Source organism: Sinomonas cellulolyticus, from assembly GCF_014656475.1.
Taxonomy (GTDB): Bacteria; Actinomycetota; Actinomycetes; order Actinomycetales; family Micrococcaceae; genus Sinomonas; species Sinomonas cellulolyticus.
On sequence record NZ_BNCM01000003.1, the window covers coordinates 158,276 to 173,854 of the forward strand.

Sequence of the window (15,579 nt, forward strand, 5' to 3'; positions counted from 1 at the left end):
CGGAGTGCGCCACGGCCCGCGGGCGCGCCGGAGACGGCGGCCGCGGTCTGGGGGACGTCCCCGGCGATGGCCTCAGCGCTCACGCCTGGGTTCCGCCGCGCTCGGTGTCCCTGCCGCGGTCTCGGCCGTGGCCGAACGCGGGCTGCTCGTGCTCGGACGGGTCCCACCGCGCAGCGGGGGGCTCCTCGCCGCGCAGCTCCGCCAGCAGAGCGGTGATGGCGGCCATGATGCGCTCGGTCGCCTCGACGAGCGTCGTCTTGTCCAAGGGCCGGTCGCGCAGGTCGCTGAGGTCCACGGGATCCCCCACGGACACGACCGCCTTCTTCCGGGGGAAGGGGTAGAGGCGTTTCGAGTAGCGCGGGAACAGCTCGTGGTCACCCCAATGGGCGATGGGGACGACGGGCGCACCCGTCTTGAGCGCGAGCCGCGCGGCGCCGGTGTGCCCCTTCATGGGCCACAGGTCCGGGTCGCGGGTCAGGGTTCCCTCGGGGTAGACGATGATCGCACCGCCCTCCTCGACCACCTCTCGGGCCACCTTGAGCGAGGTGCCGGCCCCGGCGCCGCCGCGATCCACGGGGATCTGCTTGGTTCCGCGCATGATCTGGCCCAGGACGGGCGGCCTGAAGAGCCCGGCCTTGGCCAGGAAGTGCGGCGGCCGCCCCTGGTTGAAGAGCATGTGCCCCACCGTGAGGGGGTCCAGTTCCGTGCAGTGGTTGGGGCAGGCAATGAAGCCTCCCGTCCCGGGCAGGCTGTCCAGCTTCTCCGTGCCGCGCCACTCCTTGGCCATCAGGAGGTTCATGAGCGGGCGCACGATGGCGGCGGCGATGCCGAACGCGATCTTCTCGCCGGTGCTCTCGGTCCGCTTCTGGGCGGCTGGGGCGGTCACTGGGCCTCCTCGACGTCGAAGTCCGCGCCAAGCCCCTCGAGCTTGTCGGTGAAGTGCTCGTAGCCGCGGCGGATCACGTCGACCCCGGTGGCGCGGGAGACGCCGTCGGCCGCCAGCGCCGCGATGACGTGGCTGAAGCCCCCGCGCAGGTCCGGGACGTTGAAGTCCGCCCCGTGGAGCGGAGTCGGCCCGGAGATCACGGCGGAGTGGAGGAAGTTGCGCTGGCCGAACCGGCATGGCACGCTGCCCAGGCACTCGCGGTGGAGCTGGATCGTGGCTCCCATGCGGACGAGCGCCTCTGTGAAGCCGAAACGGTTCTCGTAGACGGTCTCGTGCACGATCGAGACGCCGTCCGCCTGGGTCAGCGCGACGACGAGCGGCTGCTGCCAGTCGGTCATGAAGCCGGGGTGGACGTCGGTCTCCAGCACCTGCGGTAAGAGCTTGCCGCCCTTGTGGTAGAACCGGATCCCCTCGTCCTCGATGGACAGGCCGCCGCCGATCTTGCGGAACACGTTCAGGAACGTGACCATGTCGCGCTGGCTGGCCCCCTCCACGAAGATGTCGCCCCCGGTGACGAGGGCGGCGGAGGCCCACGAGGCCGCCTCGTTGCGGTCGGGGAGGGCCCGGTGGGTGTAGCCGCCGAGCTCGGGCACCCCCTCGATGCGGATGGTGCGGTCGGACATGACGCTGATGAGAGCGCCCATCTTCTGCAGCACGGCAATCAGGTCGATGACCTCGGGCTCGATGGCGGCCCCTGACAGCTCGGTGATGCCCTCGGCCCGCGTGGCCGCGAGCAGGACCTGCTCCGTGGCACCCACGCTCGGGTACGGGAGGGAGATCTTGGCGCCCTTGAGACCGGTCGGCGCCGAGATGCTGATGCCGCCGGGCCGCTTGTCGACGACGGCCCCGAACTGGCGCAGGACTGCAAGGTGGTAGTCAATGGGCCGGTCGCCGATGCGGCAGCCGCCCAGGTCGGGGATGAAGGCCTCCCCGATCGTGTGGATGAGCGGACCGCACAGGAGGATGGGGATGCGCGAGTCGCCGGCATGGGCGTCGATGTCCTTGACGGCCGCGGTCCGCACGTACTGGGGGTCGAGGGTCAGGTCCCCCGTAGCCGGGTCCGCCTCAACGCTCACGCCGTGGAGCTGCAGGAGGCTCGTGACGACCGAGACGTCCTTGATGTCCGGCACATTGCGCAGGGTGGAGGGCTCATTCCCCAGGAGGGCCGCCACCATGGCCTTGGGCACGAGGTTCTTGGCGCCGCGGACCCGCACGCGCCCCGACAGGGGGATGCCGCCGCGAATGGTCAGGACACTGCTCATCTGCACCTATTTCCTCACTGGTCCCCTGAGCCGACTCCGGACCCGCCGGTCAGGGACCCAGCTAAGCATAGGGGCTCGCGCGTGGGGAGATGAAAACCCCTCGCGCGAGCCCCATCGGCGAGTCCCGCCCGCGGCCGCGTGGCCGGCGCGCCGGCGGCCCCGCGTCAGCTGCGTGCCGGGAGGGTCGTCGGCTTGAAGGAAGGGCGTGTCTTCTCGTAGGCGCTGATCTCGTCCTCGTGCTGGAGGGTGAGTCCGATGTCGTCGAGCCCCTCGAGCAGGCGCCAGCGCGTGTAGTCGTCGATCTCGAAGGGGGCAACGAGGTTCCCGCAGGCAACAGTCTTGGAGCCCAGGTCAACGGTGATCTGCGTGCCCGGGTGGTTCTCGAGCTCCTTCCAGATCAGCTCGATGTCGTCCTGCGCGACCACGGCGGCGAGCAGGCCCTGCTTGCCGGAGTTGCCGCGGAAGATGTCGGCGAACCTCGAGGAAAGGACCACCCTGAAGCCGTAGTCCTTGAGGGCCCACACGGCGTGCTCGCGGGACGAGCCGGTGCCGAAGTCGGGGCCGGCCACGAGCACGGAGCCGCGATCGAACGGCTCCTGGTTGAGGATGAACGAGGGATCCTTCCGCCAGCTCGAGAAGAGCGCATCCTCGAACCCGGTGCGGGTGATCCGCTTGAGGAAGACGGCGGGGATGATCTGGTCGGTGTCCACGTTCGACTGGCGCAGCGGGACGCCGATGCCGGTGTGGGTGGTGAACTTCTCCATGGCTCGAATCCTTCCTTAGGCAGCGGCGCCGGCCGCGGCGGGGTCCGTGACGGGGGCGAGGTCCGAGGGCGAGGACAGGGTCCCCCGCACAGCGGTCGCGGCCGCCACCACCGGAGAGACCAGGTGGGTGCGTCCGCCCTTGCCCTGGCGCCCCTCGAAGTTGCGGTTCGAGGTCGAGGCGCACCGCTCCCCCGGCGCCAGCTGGTCGGGGTTCATGCCGAGGCACATGGAGCATCCGGCGAAGCGCCATTCGGCGCCGAAGTCGGTGAAGACCTTGTCGAGGCCCTCGGCCTCAGCCTCGAGGCGGACCCTCGCGGATCCGGGGACCACCATCATGCGCACGTTCGGGTCCTTGGTGCGTCCGCGGACGATCTCGGCGGCGGCGCGCAGGTCCTCAAGACGGGAGTTGGTGCACGAGCCCAGGAAGACGGTGTCGACGCGGATGTCCTTCATCGGCGTTCCGGCCTCGAGCCCCATGTACTCGAGGGCGCGGCGCCCCGCGGCCTTGGCGTTCTCGTCGGCGAAGCCGTCGGGGTCGGGGACCCGCTCCGAGAGCGAGACTCCCTGCCCGGGGTTGGTGCCCCACGTGACGAAGGGCTCGAGCTCGTCGGCGTCGAGGAAGACCTCGGCGTCGAACACCGCGTCGTCGTCGGTGCGCAGCGTCTCCCAGTACTCGACGGCTGCGTCCCAGTCCGCGCCCTGAGGGGCATGCGGACGGCCCTTGACGAACTCGTAGGTGGTCTCGTCGGGCGCGACCATTCCGGCGCGGGCCCCGGCCTCGATCGACATGTTGCAGATGGTCATCCGCGCCTCCATCGAGAGGGCGCGGATCGCCGAGCCTCGGTACTCCAGCACGTATCCCTGGCCACCGCCCGTGCCGATCTTGGCGATGACCGCGAGGATGATGTCCTTGCTGCTGACCCCGGGCTTGAGCGTCCCCTCGACGGTGATCGCCATCGTCTTGAACGGCTTGAGCGAGAGCGTCTGCGTGGCCATCACGTGCTCGACCTCGCTCGTGCCGATGCCCATGGCAAGGGCGCCGAAGGCCCCGTGGGTGGAGGTGTGCGAGTCGCCGCAGACGACCGTCATGCCGGGCTGGGTCAGGCCGAGCTGGGGGCCCACGACGTGGACGATGCCCTGTTCCTTGTCGCCGAGCGAGTGCAGGCGCACCCCGAACTCGGCGCAGTTGGCCCGCAGGGTCTCGATCTGGGTCCGGCTCGTGGGATCGGCGATCGGCTTGTCGATGTCGACCGTCGGGGTGTTGTGGTCCTCGGTCGCGATCGTCAGGTCCGGACGGCGCACCGGGCGGCCTGCGAGCCGGAGGCCCTCGAATGCCTGGGGCGAGGTCACCTCATGCACGAGGTGGAGGTCGATGTAGAGCAGATCGGGCTGCCCGTCCTCGCCCTTGCGCACCACGTGCGCATCCCAGACCTTCTCGGCCAGTGTGCGTCCCACGGCCTGCTCCCTCCGATTCGTGCCAGACGTGCGCCGACGCCGGGCCTGTGCCGGCTCGGCAGGCGGTGTGGCTGCCTATGTACCAGTGGACCAGCGCGGGCATGCCGCTGGCCACTCCGTTGACTTGCATCTCAGATTTTGAGACGTCAATATCAAGTTATGGACAATTCTAGTGGCGTGGGTGTGATCGACAAGGCCGCGCTGGTGCTTGATGCGCTCGAGGCCGGACCGACAACGCTCGCACAGCTCGTCGCCGCTACCGGCCTCGCCCGTCCGACCGTCCACCGGCTTGCTCTCGCCCTTGTCCACCACCGCCTGGTGGCGCGAGACATGCAGGGCCGGTTCGTCCTCGGCTCGCGTCTCGTCGAGCTGGCCTCGGCCGCTGGCGAGGACCGCCTCATAGCGGCGGCGGGTCCCATTCTCGTCCAGCTGAGGGACGCCACCGGCGAGAGCGCGCAGATCTTCCGGCGCCAGGGCGACTGGCGCGTGTGCGTCGCCTCCGCCGAGCGGCCGGTCGGCCTGCGGGACACCATCCCGGTGGGAACGCAGCTGAGCATGAAGGCCGGCTCCGCGGCGCAGATCCTGGTCGCGTGGGAGGACCACGACCGGCTCCTCGAGGGCCTCAACCACGCCCGCTTCACGCCCACCGTGCTCGCCGGCGTGCGACGGCGCGGCTGGGCCCAATCGCTCGGCGAGCGCGAGCCGGGAGTCGCCTCAGTCTCGGCACCCGTGCGCGGACCCTCTGGCCGCGTGATCGCCGCCGTCTCCATCTCGGGGCCGATCGAGCGCTTGACCCGCCAACCCGGGCGTCAGCATGCTGAGGTGGTCTGCAACGCGGCCCGGCTGCTCACCGAGGCCCTGCGGAAGGGCAACGACTAGCACGACGGGGGCGCGTCCATGGGTGAATTCGCGGTGTTCCTGCGCGGCGTCAACGTCGCGGGCATCACCATCAGGATGGCAGACCTCCGCGACGCCCTCTCCGGGCTCGCGATCACGGGCGTCAAGACCCTGCTGGCCAGCGGCAACGCCGTCCTCACAAGCGATCTGAGCCGCGAGGAGCTCAAGGCCCAGGTCGAAGACGCCCTCCGCCGGGCCTTCGGCTACGACGCCTGGGTCGTTGTCCTGACGCGCACCCAGGTCGAGTCCCTCGTGAGGGACTGCCCCTACCCGCCCGACAACGCCGACGTCCACTCCTACATCACGCTCTCCTCGTCCCCCGATGCCCTGGACGAGCTGTGGGAGGCCACCTCCGAGGCAGGGACGGAGCGCACGCGCCTCGCACCGTATGCGACAGCATGGCTGAGCCCGAAGGGCGCCACTCTGGACTCGGCGATGTCCAAGGCCACGGCCAGGCCGAGGTTCAAAGCGGCCACGACGACCCGGAACCTCCGGACCCTGATCAAGGTACGCGACGCCTTCGCCTGACCGGCCGTCCCGACCAAGCACCGGCCGTCCCAACCAAGCACGGACCGTCCCGACCGTCCCGACCAAGCACCAACCGTCCCGGGAATCCGACGGAAGCAAGGCCGGCACCAGTCAGCCGCGCGCCTGCCCGACCGCGGCGGCAAACCTCGCGTACCGCTCGATCGCCTCCTGGACGGGGGCCACCACCTCGGCGTCCGCTACGGCGCGCACCGCCGCGGTGAGCCTGCGGCGTGCCCTGGCCGCCCGCCGTCGTGCGCTCAGGGCCGCGACGGGAGCGAGGACGAGCGCAAGCACGATGCCGAGGAGCATCCCTCCCACCAGCAGGAGGGTGGGAAGCGGCCAGCCCTGGGCGCGGGGGACCTCCGGGACGGGCAACTGGAGATAGCCGACCACGGCGAGGACGAGGAGCCAGGCCGCCCCTGCCAGTGCAGTGAGGAGCGCGAGCCACTGCAGGGCATTCGCAGGGAACCACCACCACGATCGGCGGTCTGCGCCGAGGTCGGCTCCGGCCACCGCCTGGTCGAGCGCGTCGGGCAGACGCTCGCGGCCCTCCCGTCCGGCGGCGCGGACCAAAGCCCGCCATGGACCGGGAGCCCCCTCGCTCGCGCCGTCCGCAAAGGCGCGGACCGCGGCGTCCGTCCGGGCGCGCTCAGCGGCCGACGGCGCGGGCATGGATGTGCGGTTGACCCGCGGCGCGGCGTCAGGCCGCGCGAGACCGAGCCGGACGAGCGGGTCCCTCCCGAGCCGCCTCACCCACCGCGTGAGCGGCCAGCCGGTGCGAGCGGCGGCTGCCCGTCGCGTGTGGACGCGCACGGCCTCGACCACGAGGGGCACGTTCGCCGCGGCGGCGAGTTCCTCGGCGAGCCTGCGGAATGCCGCAGGCCGGACCCCTGCCGGCTCGCCTTCCCCCGAGGCCGCTGCCAGCCGGGCGGCCGCGTCCGCAACATCCCCGGAGAGGCGCTCCGAGGCGGCCCGATGCCCGGCGGCGACCTTCCTCAGCACGGCCCGCACCGCCGGCACGCCCTCGCCCGTGCGCGCGGAGGCCTCAAGCACCTGGACGCCTCCCAGCCCCTCCGCGGCGAGCAGCCCGCGGAGGGACTCGAGCACGTCGCCGCGGTCGGCGGCCGTGAGCCTGTCGACCTGATTCAGGACGGCGATCGTGACGCCGTCCTGCCGGCGCAGCGGCGCGAGGAAGCCCGAATGCAGCGCGTGGTCCGCGTACTTCTGCGGGTCGAGGACCCAGACCAGGACATCGACCATGCCGACGAGCCGCTCGACGACGGCGCGGTGCGCGGACTCGGTCGAGTCGAAGTCTGGAAGGTCCAGGATGATGACCCCGCTGGCCTCGTCCGCGAACCCCTCCACGGGGGCTGCCTCATGGCGGCGGGACACCTCGAGCCAGTCCAGGAGCGGACCGCTGCCGCCCGTCCCCCACACCGCTGCGAGGGGCTCGCTCGTGGTCGGCCGGATGGCCGCCGTCCGCGCCACCGACTCCCCCAGCACTGCGTTGAAGAGCGAGGACTTGCCGCTGCCCGTCGCGCCGAAGAAGCCGACGACGGTGTGGTCGCCGGAGAGGGACCGCCGCGAGGACGCGCGGTCGAGGGTCCGGTAGGCGAACTCGAGGTCCTCCTGCGGCAGGACTCCCTCGGCGAGGCTCCGGGCCGTGTCGAGCGCCTCGAGGCGCGCATCGAGGCGGGTCGCGCTGCCCTTCCCGCGGTGCCGGCTCATAGGCCCTTGCCTTCGGCAGTGCCGGCACCGAGCTGCGCGAGGCGCGAAGCGTCGGCCCTGAGGGCGGCGACGGCGGCGCCGTCCTCAGCAATGCCGGCGAGCCGTTCGTCGAAGCGCGCCCGCTCCTGGTCGAGGAGTCGTCCGCAGCGAGCCGTGAGGTCTGCCCGAGCGGTCTTGGCCAGGCGCCTCACGGCATCCTCGCCGAAGACGGCCTCGAGCACCTTCTGGCCGATCACCGCGGTGCCCGCCGCGATCCCGCCCTCGGCGAGGGTGAGGCCGCCGGTCATCGAGAACACGACGATCATGAGCGCCGCCCCGAGCCCGTTGACCCCGAACGAGATCCAGCGTGCCCTGCTGCGCTTGTCCGCGCCCTCGGCGCGGATGAGGTCGATGAGGGCGCCCTGCCAGTCGCGGATCTCGCGCGCCGCGCGGTCCTCGAAGCCTGCCGTGGCGGTGGAGAGGTCGTCGGCGCCCAGCAGGGCGCGGCCGGCCGGATCGGCCCGCCACCTCCGGTCGGTGTCCTCGGCAGCAGTGCCGGCTTCATCGGTGATCACCGCGAGCAGCCCGCTCTCGATAGCCGTCTCGACCCTCGCCGCGGGTGGCGGCTCCCCGCGGAAGAACGCCCCGACACGGTCTCGGAACCGTCCGACGCCCTGCTCGATCCCGCGGACGAGCTCCCCGGTGCCGACGAAGTCCTGCCACCGGGCGAGGACTTCCCCCCGCAGGAGTGCGCCGTCCTGCGTCGATGCCGTGATGCGCGCGAGGGCCTCCCGGTAGGCGGCCTCCGCGTCGGCGGCGAGCTGCGCCGCGGCGCTGTGCTGGGCGTCCAGGGCGTCCGCCGTCCGGGCGACTCTGCCCGCGAGGGCCCGCACCGCGCCGTCCAGGGTCCTGCGGGCCACCGCCGAGCGTGCTGCCGCGTCCGCGGCGAGGCCCGTGAGCCATCCGCGCAGTGGTTCAACCGCGGCGCCGGGGAGCATCCCGAGGGAGTCAAGGCGGTGCTCCTGCACCACGAAGAGACGCGCAGAGGCGAGGCCCTCGCGTCCGAGCATGGCGGAGAGATCGGCAGACACCTCCGCCTCGGCCTCGGCGGGCACCCTGTCCAGCACGACGGCGACGAGGATGTCCCTCGAGGCAGCCTCGGAGAGCAGCTTCCACGGTACGGCGTCGGCGTACCTGTTGGCCGTGGTGACGAAGACCCACAGGTCCGCGGCGGCGAGCAGCTGGCCGGCGAGCCGCCGGTTCTCGTCCGCCACCGAGTCCACGTCCGGCGCGTCCAGGAGCGCGAGCCCCCGGGGTACGGCCGCGTCGGCCAAGAGCACGATGGAGTTCGCCGCCTCCGGCGCCGGTCCAGCCTCCCGTGCACTCGTCGCCGGAGAACCCGTCGCAGCACGGACCCTCGCGAGCCCGGGGAGGATGCGGGCGTCCTCGAACCATGTGCCATCATCCGGATGATGCAGCAGCAGGGGGCGGCGCGTCGTGGGACGCACCGCTCCGGCTCGGGCCACGGGGTGTCCGATCAGCGCGTTCACGAGCGTGGACTTCCCCGCGCCGGTCGAACCCCCCACCACCGCAAGCAGGGGCGCGTCCAGGCTCCGGTACCGCGGCAGCACGTAGTCGTCGAGCTGGGCGACCGCTCCGGCGACGGCGGCACGCGCCTCCTCAGCGCCCGCGATCGGCAGCGGCAGGCGCACCTCCCCCAGACGTCCCCGGACGCCCTCAAGGACGGTGAGTGCGTCGGAGGAAGCGGCGGGAAGAGGAGAGGTCACGAGCCCCATCATGCCAGCCAGGGCCGCCCGGACGGACGACGCCGCGGCCCAGGCGGGGGACGGCCGTTCGGCCACGGGGGACCGGGCGTCGGGAGCGGCTGAGGGGAAAAGCGGGAGCGGCTGAGGGGAAAAACAGGAGGGCCCGGTCCGAAGACCGGGCCCTCCTCGAGGTGACCCCAGCGGGATTCGAACCCGCGTTACCGCCGTGAGAGGGCGACGTACTAGGCCGCTATACGATGGGGCCTCACACTGCTTCTATCCAAAGGGATGGGTCCGGACAACTGCCGATAACCCATTCCGTGACCCCAGCGGGATTCGAACCCGCGTTACCGCCGTGAGAGGGCGGCGTACTAGGCCGCTATACGATGGGGCCGTGGTACTTTACCGTGCTCGTGCATGAGCATTCCGTCCGTCCGCAGAGCGGCGATCAGGAGCTGGGATACCAGGACTCGAACCTAGAATGACGGTACCAGAAACCGTAGTGTTGCCAATTACACCATATCCCACAGCGCGTTCCGGGCCGGTTCTGCGCGTCTCTGCGACCCGCTCCGTGCCCCTCAGCACGAGTAATTACTGTACCCGATGCTCCGGCACCCGCCAAATCGACGGCGCCGGTCCTGAAACGTCAGGTGAGGCCGAGGAGCGCCGGGATCTCCGCCAGGCTAGAGACCTCATCCCGGACGAGGGCAGCCATCTCATCCTCCAGTACGGCGGCGCGCCGATTGAGCCAGATGCCGCGGATTCCGGCGCCCGCGGCCCCGACGACGTCGTGGGCCGGATTGTCCCCGATGTACACAGTCTCCCCCGCGCTCGTGCCCAGCTGCCGCAGGCCCTCGCGGAAGATCGCCGGGTCCGGCTTCGCAGCCCCCACGGCGTCGATGCCCACGAGAACGCCGATGCGCTGCAGGCCGGCCGTGTCCAGCTTCGCCCGCTGGTAGTCATGCACGTTGTTGCTCACGGCGCCGTAGGCCACCCCTGAGGCCTCGAGGGCATCGAGGAACGGCATGACGTCCGCGAACGCCCGGACGTAAGAGGGCTGCGCCGTCTCGTACGCCTCGAGCCACCCCGCCGCCTGTGCCCCGGAATCGAAGGCCGAGCCGAAGTGGGCCAGGCACCGCTCGGCACGCAGGACGCGCTGCTGGGCGAAGGTGATCTCGCCGGCGATGTAGCGGTCGTAGATGTCGTCCGAGCCCCGGGTGAAGATCCGGCAGAACGCCACCCACTCGTCCTCGCCCAGATGCGGCAGGAGCGGCGCGCTCACCTCCCGCAGCGCCCGGTCCATGGCGCCCTCGAGGTCCACGAGCGTCTCGTCGATGTCGAGCAGGACGCCAGCTACCCGCGCGGTGCTGCCAGGGTTCTGGGCAGGAGCGGTGCCGGCCGACTGCGTGCCGGAGCGGTCGCCGTCGTGGGCTGGCCGAGTTTCCGCCGCCTCGGCCGAGGCGAGCAGCTCAGCCACGGAAGGCCTTGATGCGCGCGAGCGAGGACTCCTTGCCCAGGATCACCATGGACTCGAAGAGCGGCGGGGAGATCCTGCGTCCCGAGACCGCCGTGCGGACGGGGCCGAACGCGAGGCGCGGCTTGATCCCGAGCCCGTCGACCAGGGCGCTGCGGAGCGCGCTCTGGATGGCGTCAGCGCTCCAGTCGGTGAGCGGCTCGAGGGCCGCGAGGGCGGCGTCGAGCACTTCGGCGAGGTTGGCCGGCATGCCCTTGCGGGCGTCGTCGGCGATCTCGATCGCCGAGTCGTCGGCGAAGAGGAAGCCGAGCATTTCGGGCGCCTCTCCCAGGAGGGCGATGCGTTCCTGGACGAGCGGCGCGCCCTCGGCGAGGATCTCCTCCTGCCGCGGCGTCAGGGCCTCTCCCACCATGCCGGCCTCGCGCAGGTACGGCACGAGTCGGGCACGGAAGTCCTCGGCCTCGAGCATGCGGACGTGGGTGCCGTTGATCGCCTCGGCCTTCTTCACGTCGAAGCGCGCGGGGTTGGGCAGCACGTCCACGATGTCGAAGTGCTCCACGAGCTGCTCCACGCTGAAGATGTCCTCGTCCGCGGAGAGGGACCAGCCGAGAAGTGCGAGGTAGTTCAGGAGGCCCTCGCGGATGAAGCCGCGCTCGCGGTGGTGGAACAGGTTCGACTCGGGGTCCCGCTTGGACAGCTTCTTGTTGCCCTCGCCCATCACGTACGGCAGGTGGCCGAACAGCGGCATGTACTGGGCCACGCCCACCGCGTGGAGCGCGTAGTACAGGGCGACCTGCCGCGGGGTCGAGGACAGCAGGTCCTCGCCGCGGAGCACGTGGGTGATCCCCATGAGGGCGTCGTCCACGGGGTTCACCAGCGTGTAGAGCGGCGAGCCGTCCGCGCGCACCACCACGAAGTCAGGCACCGTTCCGGCCCGGAAGGTGATCTCGCCGCGGATGAGGTCGTTGAAGACCACGTCCTCGTCCGGCATGCGGAAGCGGAGCACGGGCTCCCGGCCCTCGGCGCGGAACGCAGCCTTCTGCTCGTCCGTGAGGTCCCGGTCCGAGTTGTCGTAGCCGAGCTTGGGGTCGCGGCCGGCCGCGACGTGCCGGGCCTCGATCTCCGCCGGGCTCGAGAAGGACTCGTAGAGGAAGCCTGCGTCTTTGAGCTTCCCGGCGACGTCCTTATAGAGGTCGAGCCGACGGGACTGGCGATACGGCTCGTGCGGGCCGCCCACGTCGATGCCCTCGTCCCACGTCAGGCCGAGCCAGCGCAGCGCCTCCACGATCTGCTCGTAGCTCTCTTCCGTGTCCCGCTGCGCGTCCGTGTCCTCGATCCGGAATACGAACGTACCCCCCGTGTGGCGCGCGTAGGCCCAGTTGAACAGGGCAGTGCGGACCATCCCCACGTGGGGCGTGCCCGTCGGCGACGGGCAGAACCGCACACGCACGGGGGTGTCCGGCGTGACGGTCGGGATGGAGGCGGGGTCGAGCAGGGGGGCTGCGGGCGAGGAAGTCATAGTGCCTCCCATTCTAGGGGCGCTCACTTCCGCGGCGAGCACGACGGCGAGTGGGCGCCGGAGGCACGACGACGCGCTCGGCGCCCACCCGGCGTCGTGCGCGCGCCCAGCGGCCCCTACCGGCGCACGATGGGGTTGGCGAGCGTGCCGATGCCCTCGATCTCGACCTCGATGCGGTCGCCGTCCTGGATGAGGCCGACGCCGGCAGGGGTGCCTGTCATGATGACGTCTCCAGGCAGGAGCGTGAAGGCCGAGGACACGGCCGCGACCAGCTCGTTGACGCCGAACACCATGTCCGCCGTGGTGCCGGCCTGCTTGGTCTGGCCGTTCACCGTGGTGGTGAGCCGGAGGTCCTCGACGTCGAGGTCGGTCTCGATCCACGGACCGAGCGGCTTGGAGGTGTCGAAGGACTTGGCACGGGCCCACTGGAGGTCGGTGCGCTGCTTGTCGCGGGCGGTGAGGTCGTTGCCGACCGTGTAGCCGAAGATCACCTCCGCGGCCTTCTCGGCGGGGACGTCCTTGCAGATCCGGCCGATCACCACGCACAGCTCGCCCTCGTAGGAGACCTCCTCGGTCCACTCGGGCAGCACCACCGGGTCCCCGGGGCCCACCACGGCCGTGTTGGCCACGAGGAACATGGACGGCTCGGTGGGCAGCTGGTTGCCCATCTCCTTCGCGTGGTCCGCGTAGTTGCGCCCGATCCCCACGACCTTGCTGCGCGGGATGATCGGGGCGAGGAGCCGGACGTCGTCGAGGGGGTGGGTCTCGCCGGTGGGCTCGACGCCGTTGAAGAACGGGTCGCCCTTGATGACCGCGACCTTCTCCCGGCCGGGCTCCCCCTGGACCACTCCGTAGAAGGGGGCCGGATCGGAGCCGGAAATGGTGACACAACGGGCAATGCGCATGGGCATCACCCTATCGCGGGCGGGGCGGGGGCGGAGACCCCGCCCCCGCCCCTCCAGCGCGGACTACGCGAGCTGGGTGAGCCAGCCGTGCAGGTCCTCGACCGTGCCGGTCTGGATGCCCAGGAGCTGCTCCCGGATGCTCATGGCGACGGAGTCCGCCGGGAGGGGCGGGGTGACGAGCGAGCCGTCCTTGGTCTTGAGCTCCCCGATCGGCGTGATCACGGCGGCCGTGCCGCACGCGAACACCTCGGCGAGCGTGCCGTCGGCGACGGCCTGGCGCCACTCGTCGATGGTGATCTTGCGCTCCTGGACGGTGAGCCCGCGGTCGGAGGCGAGCTGGAGGACCGAGTCGCGCGTGACTCCGTGCAGGATGTTGCCGTTGAGCGCCGGCGTGACGACGGTGCCGTCCGTGAAGACGAAGAACACGTTCATGCCGCCGAGCTCGTCCACGGCGTTGTCGTTGGTCGGATCGAGGAACAGGACCTGCTTGCAGCCGTTCTCCTCCGCCTCGATCTGTGCTGCGAGCGACGCCGCGTAGTTGCCCCCGCACTTCGCCTCGCCCGTGCCGCCGTGCCCGGCGCGCGCGTAGTTCTCGGAGAGCCAGATGGAGACGGGCTTGAGCTCGCCGCCGAAGTAGTTTCCGGCCGGGGAGGCGATGACGCGGTATGAGACCTCGCGGGCCGGACGCACGCCGAGGAACGCCTCCATGGCGATCATGAACGGGCGCAGGTAGAGGGACTCCCCGTCGCCGTCGGGGACCCAGTCCTTGTCCACCGAGACGAGCTGCCGCAGCGACTCGATGAACGCCTCCGGGGGAAGCTCCGGCAGCGCGAGGCGCTTGGCCGACTTGTTGAAGCGGCGGGCGTTGGCCTCGGGGCGGAACGTCCAGACCGTGCCGTCGGCGTGGCGGTAGGCCTTGAGTCCCTCGAAGATCTCCTGGCCGTAGTGCAGGACGGCCGCTGCGGGGTCCATGGCGATGGGGCCGTACGGCTCGATCCGGGCGTTCGACCAGCCGCCGTTGCCCTCGGCATCGACCTTCCAGTCGATCACGGCCGTGTGGTCGGTGAAGTAGTCGCCGAATCCCGGGTTCGCCAGGACAGCCGCACGCTCCTCGGCGGTCTTCGGGTTCTCCGAGAGCCTCCGTGTGAATTCAACGCCGAGGGCGTTCTGAGTCATGATTCCTCCACATCGTTCGGGCGCGCAGCGCCACTGCCGCGAGGCCCGGGGCCTGCCAGTGCCACCAGCTTACGCCTGCGCCACCGCCGGGAAGCGGGGCTCCTCAAGGGGTCAGGGGCCTTAGAGGCGGGACGCGATCGCATCGCCGACGGCGGCCGTCGTGCGGGACTCGCCGGGCGTGCGCGCCTCGACGTCCGCCTTGACCGCGGCCTGCACGCGGGCGGCCGCTTCCGGCTGGCCGATGTGCTCGAGCAGGAGCGCGGCCGAGAGGATCGCCGCCGTGGGGTCAGCTTTCTGCTGGCCCGCGATGTCGGGGGCCGAGCCGTGCACCGGCTCGAACATGGACGGCGCGGTCCCGTCGAGGTTGATGTTGCCCGAGGCGGCCAGTCCGATGCCGCCGGTGACCGCACCGGCGAGGTCCGTGAGGATGTCGCCGAACAGGTTGTCGGTGACGATGACGTCGAAGCGGGACGGGTCGGTGACGAGGAAGATGGTCGCGGCGTCGACGTGCAGGTAGTCGTGCTCGACGCCGGGGAACTCGGCCGCGACGGCCTCGACGGTGCGGCGCCACAGATGGCCGGCGTTGACGAGGACGTTGTGCTTGTGGACGAGCGTGAGCCTGTTGCGGCGGCCTGCCGCCCGGCGGAACGCGTCACGAACCACACGCTCCACACCGAACGCCGTGTTGACCGAGACCTCGGTGGCGATCTCGTGGGGGGTGCCCACCCGCAGGGCGCCGCCATTGCCGGTGTAGGGGCCCTCTGTCCCCTCGCGGACCACGACGAAATCGATCTCGCCCGGGTTCGCCAGCGGGCTCGGCACGCCCGCGTACAGGCGGGACGGCCGCAGGTTCACGCAGTGGTCCAGGCTGAAGCGCAGCTTGAGCAGGACCTCCCGCTCGAGGATCCCCGACGGGATGCGTGCGTCCCCGGGGGCAGCACCCACGGCGCCGAACAGGATCGCGTCGCGCCCCCGGATGTCCGCGAGCGTCTCCTCGCCGAGGGTCTCCCCCGTGGCGAGCCAGTGCTCAGCGCCCAGGCTGTAGCGCGTCTCCTTGACCTCGAGGCCTGTGCCGGCGAGGGCCGCATGGAGCACCTTGAGCGCCTCCGCCGTCACTTCGGGGCCGATGCCGTCTCCGGGGATCACTGCGAGGTCAAGCTGCGTCTGCGTCATGGGTCAA

General features: G+C 71.1%; 13 protein-coding genes and 3 tRNA genes. 2 read left to right on the top strand and 14 right to left on the bottom strand.

Annotated features, from left to right (window positions below):
* Positions 1–79 precede the first annotated feature (79 nt).
* The 4 genes from IE231_RS04810 to leuC all read right to left on the bottom strand — a co-directional run bounded on the left by IE231_RS04810 (position 80) and on the right by leuC (position 4,427).
* On the bottom strand, positions 80–799 hold the full coding sequence (locus IE231_RS04810) for a lysophospholipid acyltransferase family protein (RefSeq protein ID WP_189692982.1): 720 nt from the start codon (positions 797–799) through the stop codon (positions 80–82).
* A gap of 83 nt (positions 800–882) precedes the next feature.
* Positions 883–2,208 carry a UDP-N-acetylglucosamine 1-carboxyvinyltransferase gene (gene murA / locus IE231_RS04815; RefSeq protein ID WP_189692808.1) on the bottom strand — a complete coding sequence of 442 codons (1,326 nt, stop codon included), beginning with the start codon at positions 2,206–2,208 and terminating at the stop codon, positions 883–885.
* A 164-nt stretch (positions 2,209–2,372) separates the two neighbouring features.
* On the bottom strand, positions 2,373–2,972 hold the full coding sequence (leuD, locus tag IE231_RS04820) for a 3-isopropylmalate dehydratase small subunit (protein ID WP_189692809.1): 600 nt from the start codon (positions 2,970–2,972) through the stop codon (positions 2,373–2,375).
* A 15-nt stretch (positions 2,973–2,987) separates the two neighbouring features.
* Positions 2,988–4,427, bottom strand: a complete 1,440-nt coding sequence (gene leuC / locus IE231_RS04825; protein ID WP_189692810.1) for a 3-isopropylmalate dehydratase large subunit — start codon at positions 4,425–4,427, stop codon at positions 2,988–2,990.
* Between the two features lie 159 nt (positions 4,428–4,586).
* Between leuC and IE231_RS04830 the strand changes: the two genes are divergently transcribed.
* Together IE231_RS04830 and IE231_RS04835 are read left to right on the top strand one after the other, a co-directional pair.
* Positions 4,587–5,306 (top strand): IclR family transcriptional regulator, encoded by a 720-nt coding sequence (locus IE231_RS04830; protein ID WP_189692811.1) that lies wholly within the window; start codon positions 4,587–4,589, stop codon positions 5,304–5,306.
* A gap of 18 nt (positions 5,307–5,324) precedes the next feature.
* Positions 5,325–5,852, top strand: coding sequence for a DUF1697 domain-containing protein (locus tag IE231_RS04835; protein WP_189692812.1), 528 nt, complete (start codon positions 5,325–5,327; stop codon positions 5,850–5,852).
* A 111-nt stretch (positions 5,853–5,963) separates the two neighbouring features.
* Here the strand turns inward: IE231_RS04835 and IE231_RS04840 are convergent, their stop codons facing one another.
* The 10 genes from IE231_RS04840 to IE231_RS04885 all read right to left on the bottom strand — a co-directional run bounded on the left by IE231_RS04840 (position 5,964) and on the right by IE231_RS04885 (position 15,572).
* Positions 5,964–7,580: a GTPase gene (locus IE231_RS04840; RefSeq protein ID WP_189692813.1), complete on the bottom strand. Its 1,617-nt coding sequence runs from the start codon at positions 7,578–7,580 to the stop codon at positions 5,964–5,966.
* A complete protein-coding gene (locus IE231_RS04845; RefSeq protein ID WP_374189414.1) occupies positions 7,577–9,355 on the bottom strand; it encodes a dynamin family protein in 1,779 nt (592 codons plus the stop codon). The genes IE231_RS04840 and IE231_RS04845 overlap by 4 nt, the downstream gene beginning before the upstream one ends.
* A 162-nt stretch (positions 9,356–9,517) precedes the next feature.
* Positions 9,518–9,590: transfer RNA gene (locus IE231_RS04850), tRNA-Glu, on the bottom strand.
* A 56-nt stretch (positions 9,591–9,646) separates the two neighbouring features.
* A tRNA-Glu gene (locus tag IE231_RS04855) sits at positions 9,647–9,719 on the bottom strand.
* Positions 9,720–9,780: 61 nt separating this feature from the next.
* A tRNA-Gln gene (locus tag IE231_RS04860) sits at positions 9,781–9,852 on the bottom strand.
* Between the two features lie 119 nt (positions 9,853–9,971).
* Positions 9,972–10,802: an HAD family hydrolase gene (locus IE231_RS04865; protein WP_229866496.1), complete on the bottom strand. Its 831-nt coding sequence runs from the start codon at positions 10,800–10,802 to the stop codon at positions 9,972–9,974.
* On the bottom strand, positions 10,795–12,318 hold the full coding sequence (gene gltX / locus IE231_RS04870) for a glutamate--tRNA ligase (RefSeq protein ID WP_189692814.1): 1,524 nt from the start codon (positions 12,316–12,318) through the stop codon (positions 10,795–10,797). Before gltX ends, IE231_RS04865 begins: the two co-directional genes overlap by 8 nt.
* Before the next feature lie 116 nt (positions 12,319–12,434).
* Positions 12,435–13,223, bottom strand: a complete 789-nt coding sequence (locus IE231_RS04875) for a fumarylacetoacetate hydrolase family protein (protein WP_189692815.1) — start codon at positions 13,221–13,223, stop codon at positions 12,435–12,437.
* A gap of 63 nt (positions 13,224–13,286) precedes the next feature.
* Positions 13,287–14,399 carry a branched-chain amino acid aminotransferase gene (locus IE231_RS04880; protein ID WP_189692816.1) on the bottom strand — a complete coding sequence of 371 codons (1,113 nt, stop codon included), beginning with the start codon at positions 14,397–14,399 and terminating at the stop codon, positions 13,287–13,289.
* Positions 14,400–14,519: 120 nt separating this feature from the next.
* A complete protein-coding gene (locus IE231_RS04885) occupies positions 14,520–15,572 on the bottom strand; it encodes a 3-isopropylmalate dehydrogenase (protein ID WP_189692817.1) in 1,053 nt (350 codons plus the stop codon).
* Between the last annotated feature and the right edge of the window lie 7 nt (positions 15,573–15,579).

Coding starts and splice junctions, on each gene's coding strand:
- IE231_RS04810 (WP_189692982.1), bottom strand. CDS start 799: ATGAACCTCCTGATGGCCAAGGAGTGGCGCGGCACGGAGAAGCTGGAC.
- murA (WP_189692808.1), bottom strand. CDS start 2,208: ATGAGCAGTGTCCTGACCATTCGCGGCGGCATCCCCCTGTCGGGGCGC.
- leuD (WP_189692809.1), bottom strand. CDS start 2,972: ATGGAGAAGTTCACCACCCACACCGGCATCGGCGTCCCGCTGCGCCAG.
- IE231_RS04830 (WP_189692811.1), top strand. CDS start 4,587: ATGGACAATTCTAGTGGCGTGGGTGTGATCGACAAGGCCGCGCTGGTG.
- IE231_RS04835 (WP_189692812.1), top strand. CDS start 5,325: ATGGGTGAATTCGCGGTGTTCCTGCGCGGCGTCAACGTCGCGGGCATC.
- IE231_RS04840 (WP_189692813.1), bottom strand. CDS start 7,580: ATGAGCCGGCACCGCGGGAAGGGCAGCGCGACCCGCCTCGATGCGCGC.
- IE231_RS04845 (WP_374189414.1), bottom strand. CDS start 9,355: ATGGGGCTCGTGACCTCTCCTCTTCCCGCCGCTTCCTCCGACGCACTC.
- gltX (WP_189692814.1), bottom strand. CDS start 12,318: ATGACTTCCTCGCCCGCAGCCCCCCTGCTCGACCCCGCCTCCATCCCG.
- IE231_RS04875 (WP_189692815.1), bottom strand. CDS start 13,223: ATGCGCATTGCCCGTTGTGTCACCATTTCCGGCTCCGATCCGGCCCCC.
- IE231_RS04880 (WP_189692816.1), bottom strand. CDS start 14,399: ATGACTCAGAACGCCCTCGGCGTTGAATTCACACGGAGGCTCTCGGAG.
- IE231_RS04885 (WP_189692817.1), bottom strand. CDS start 15,572: ATGACGCAGACGCAGCTTGACCTCGCAGTGATCCCCGGAGACGGCATC.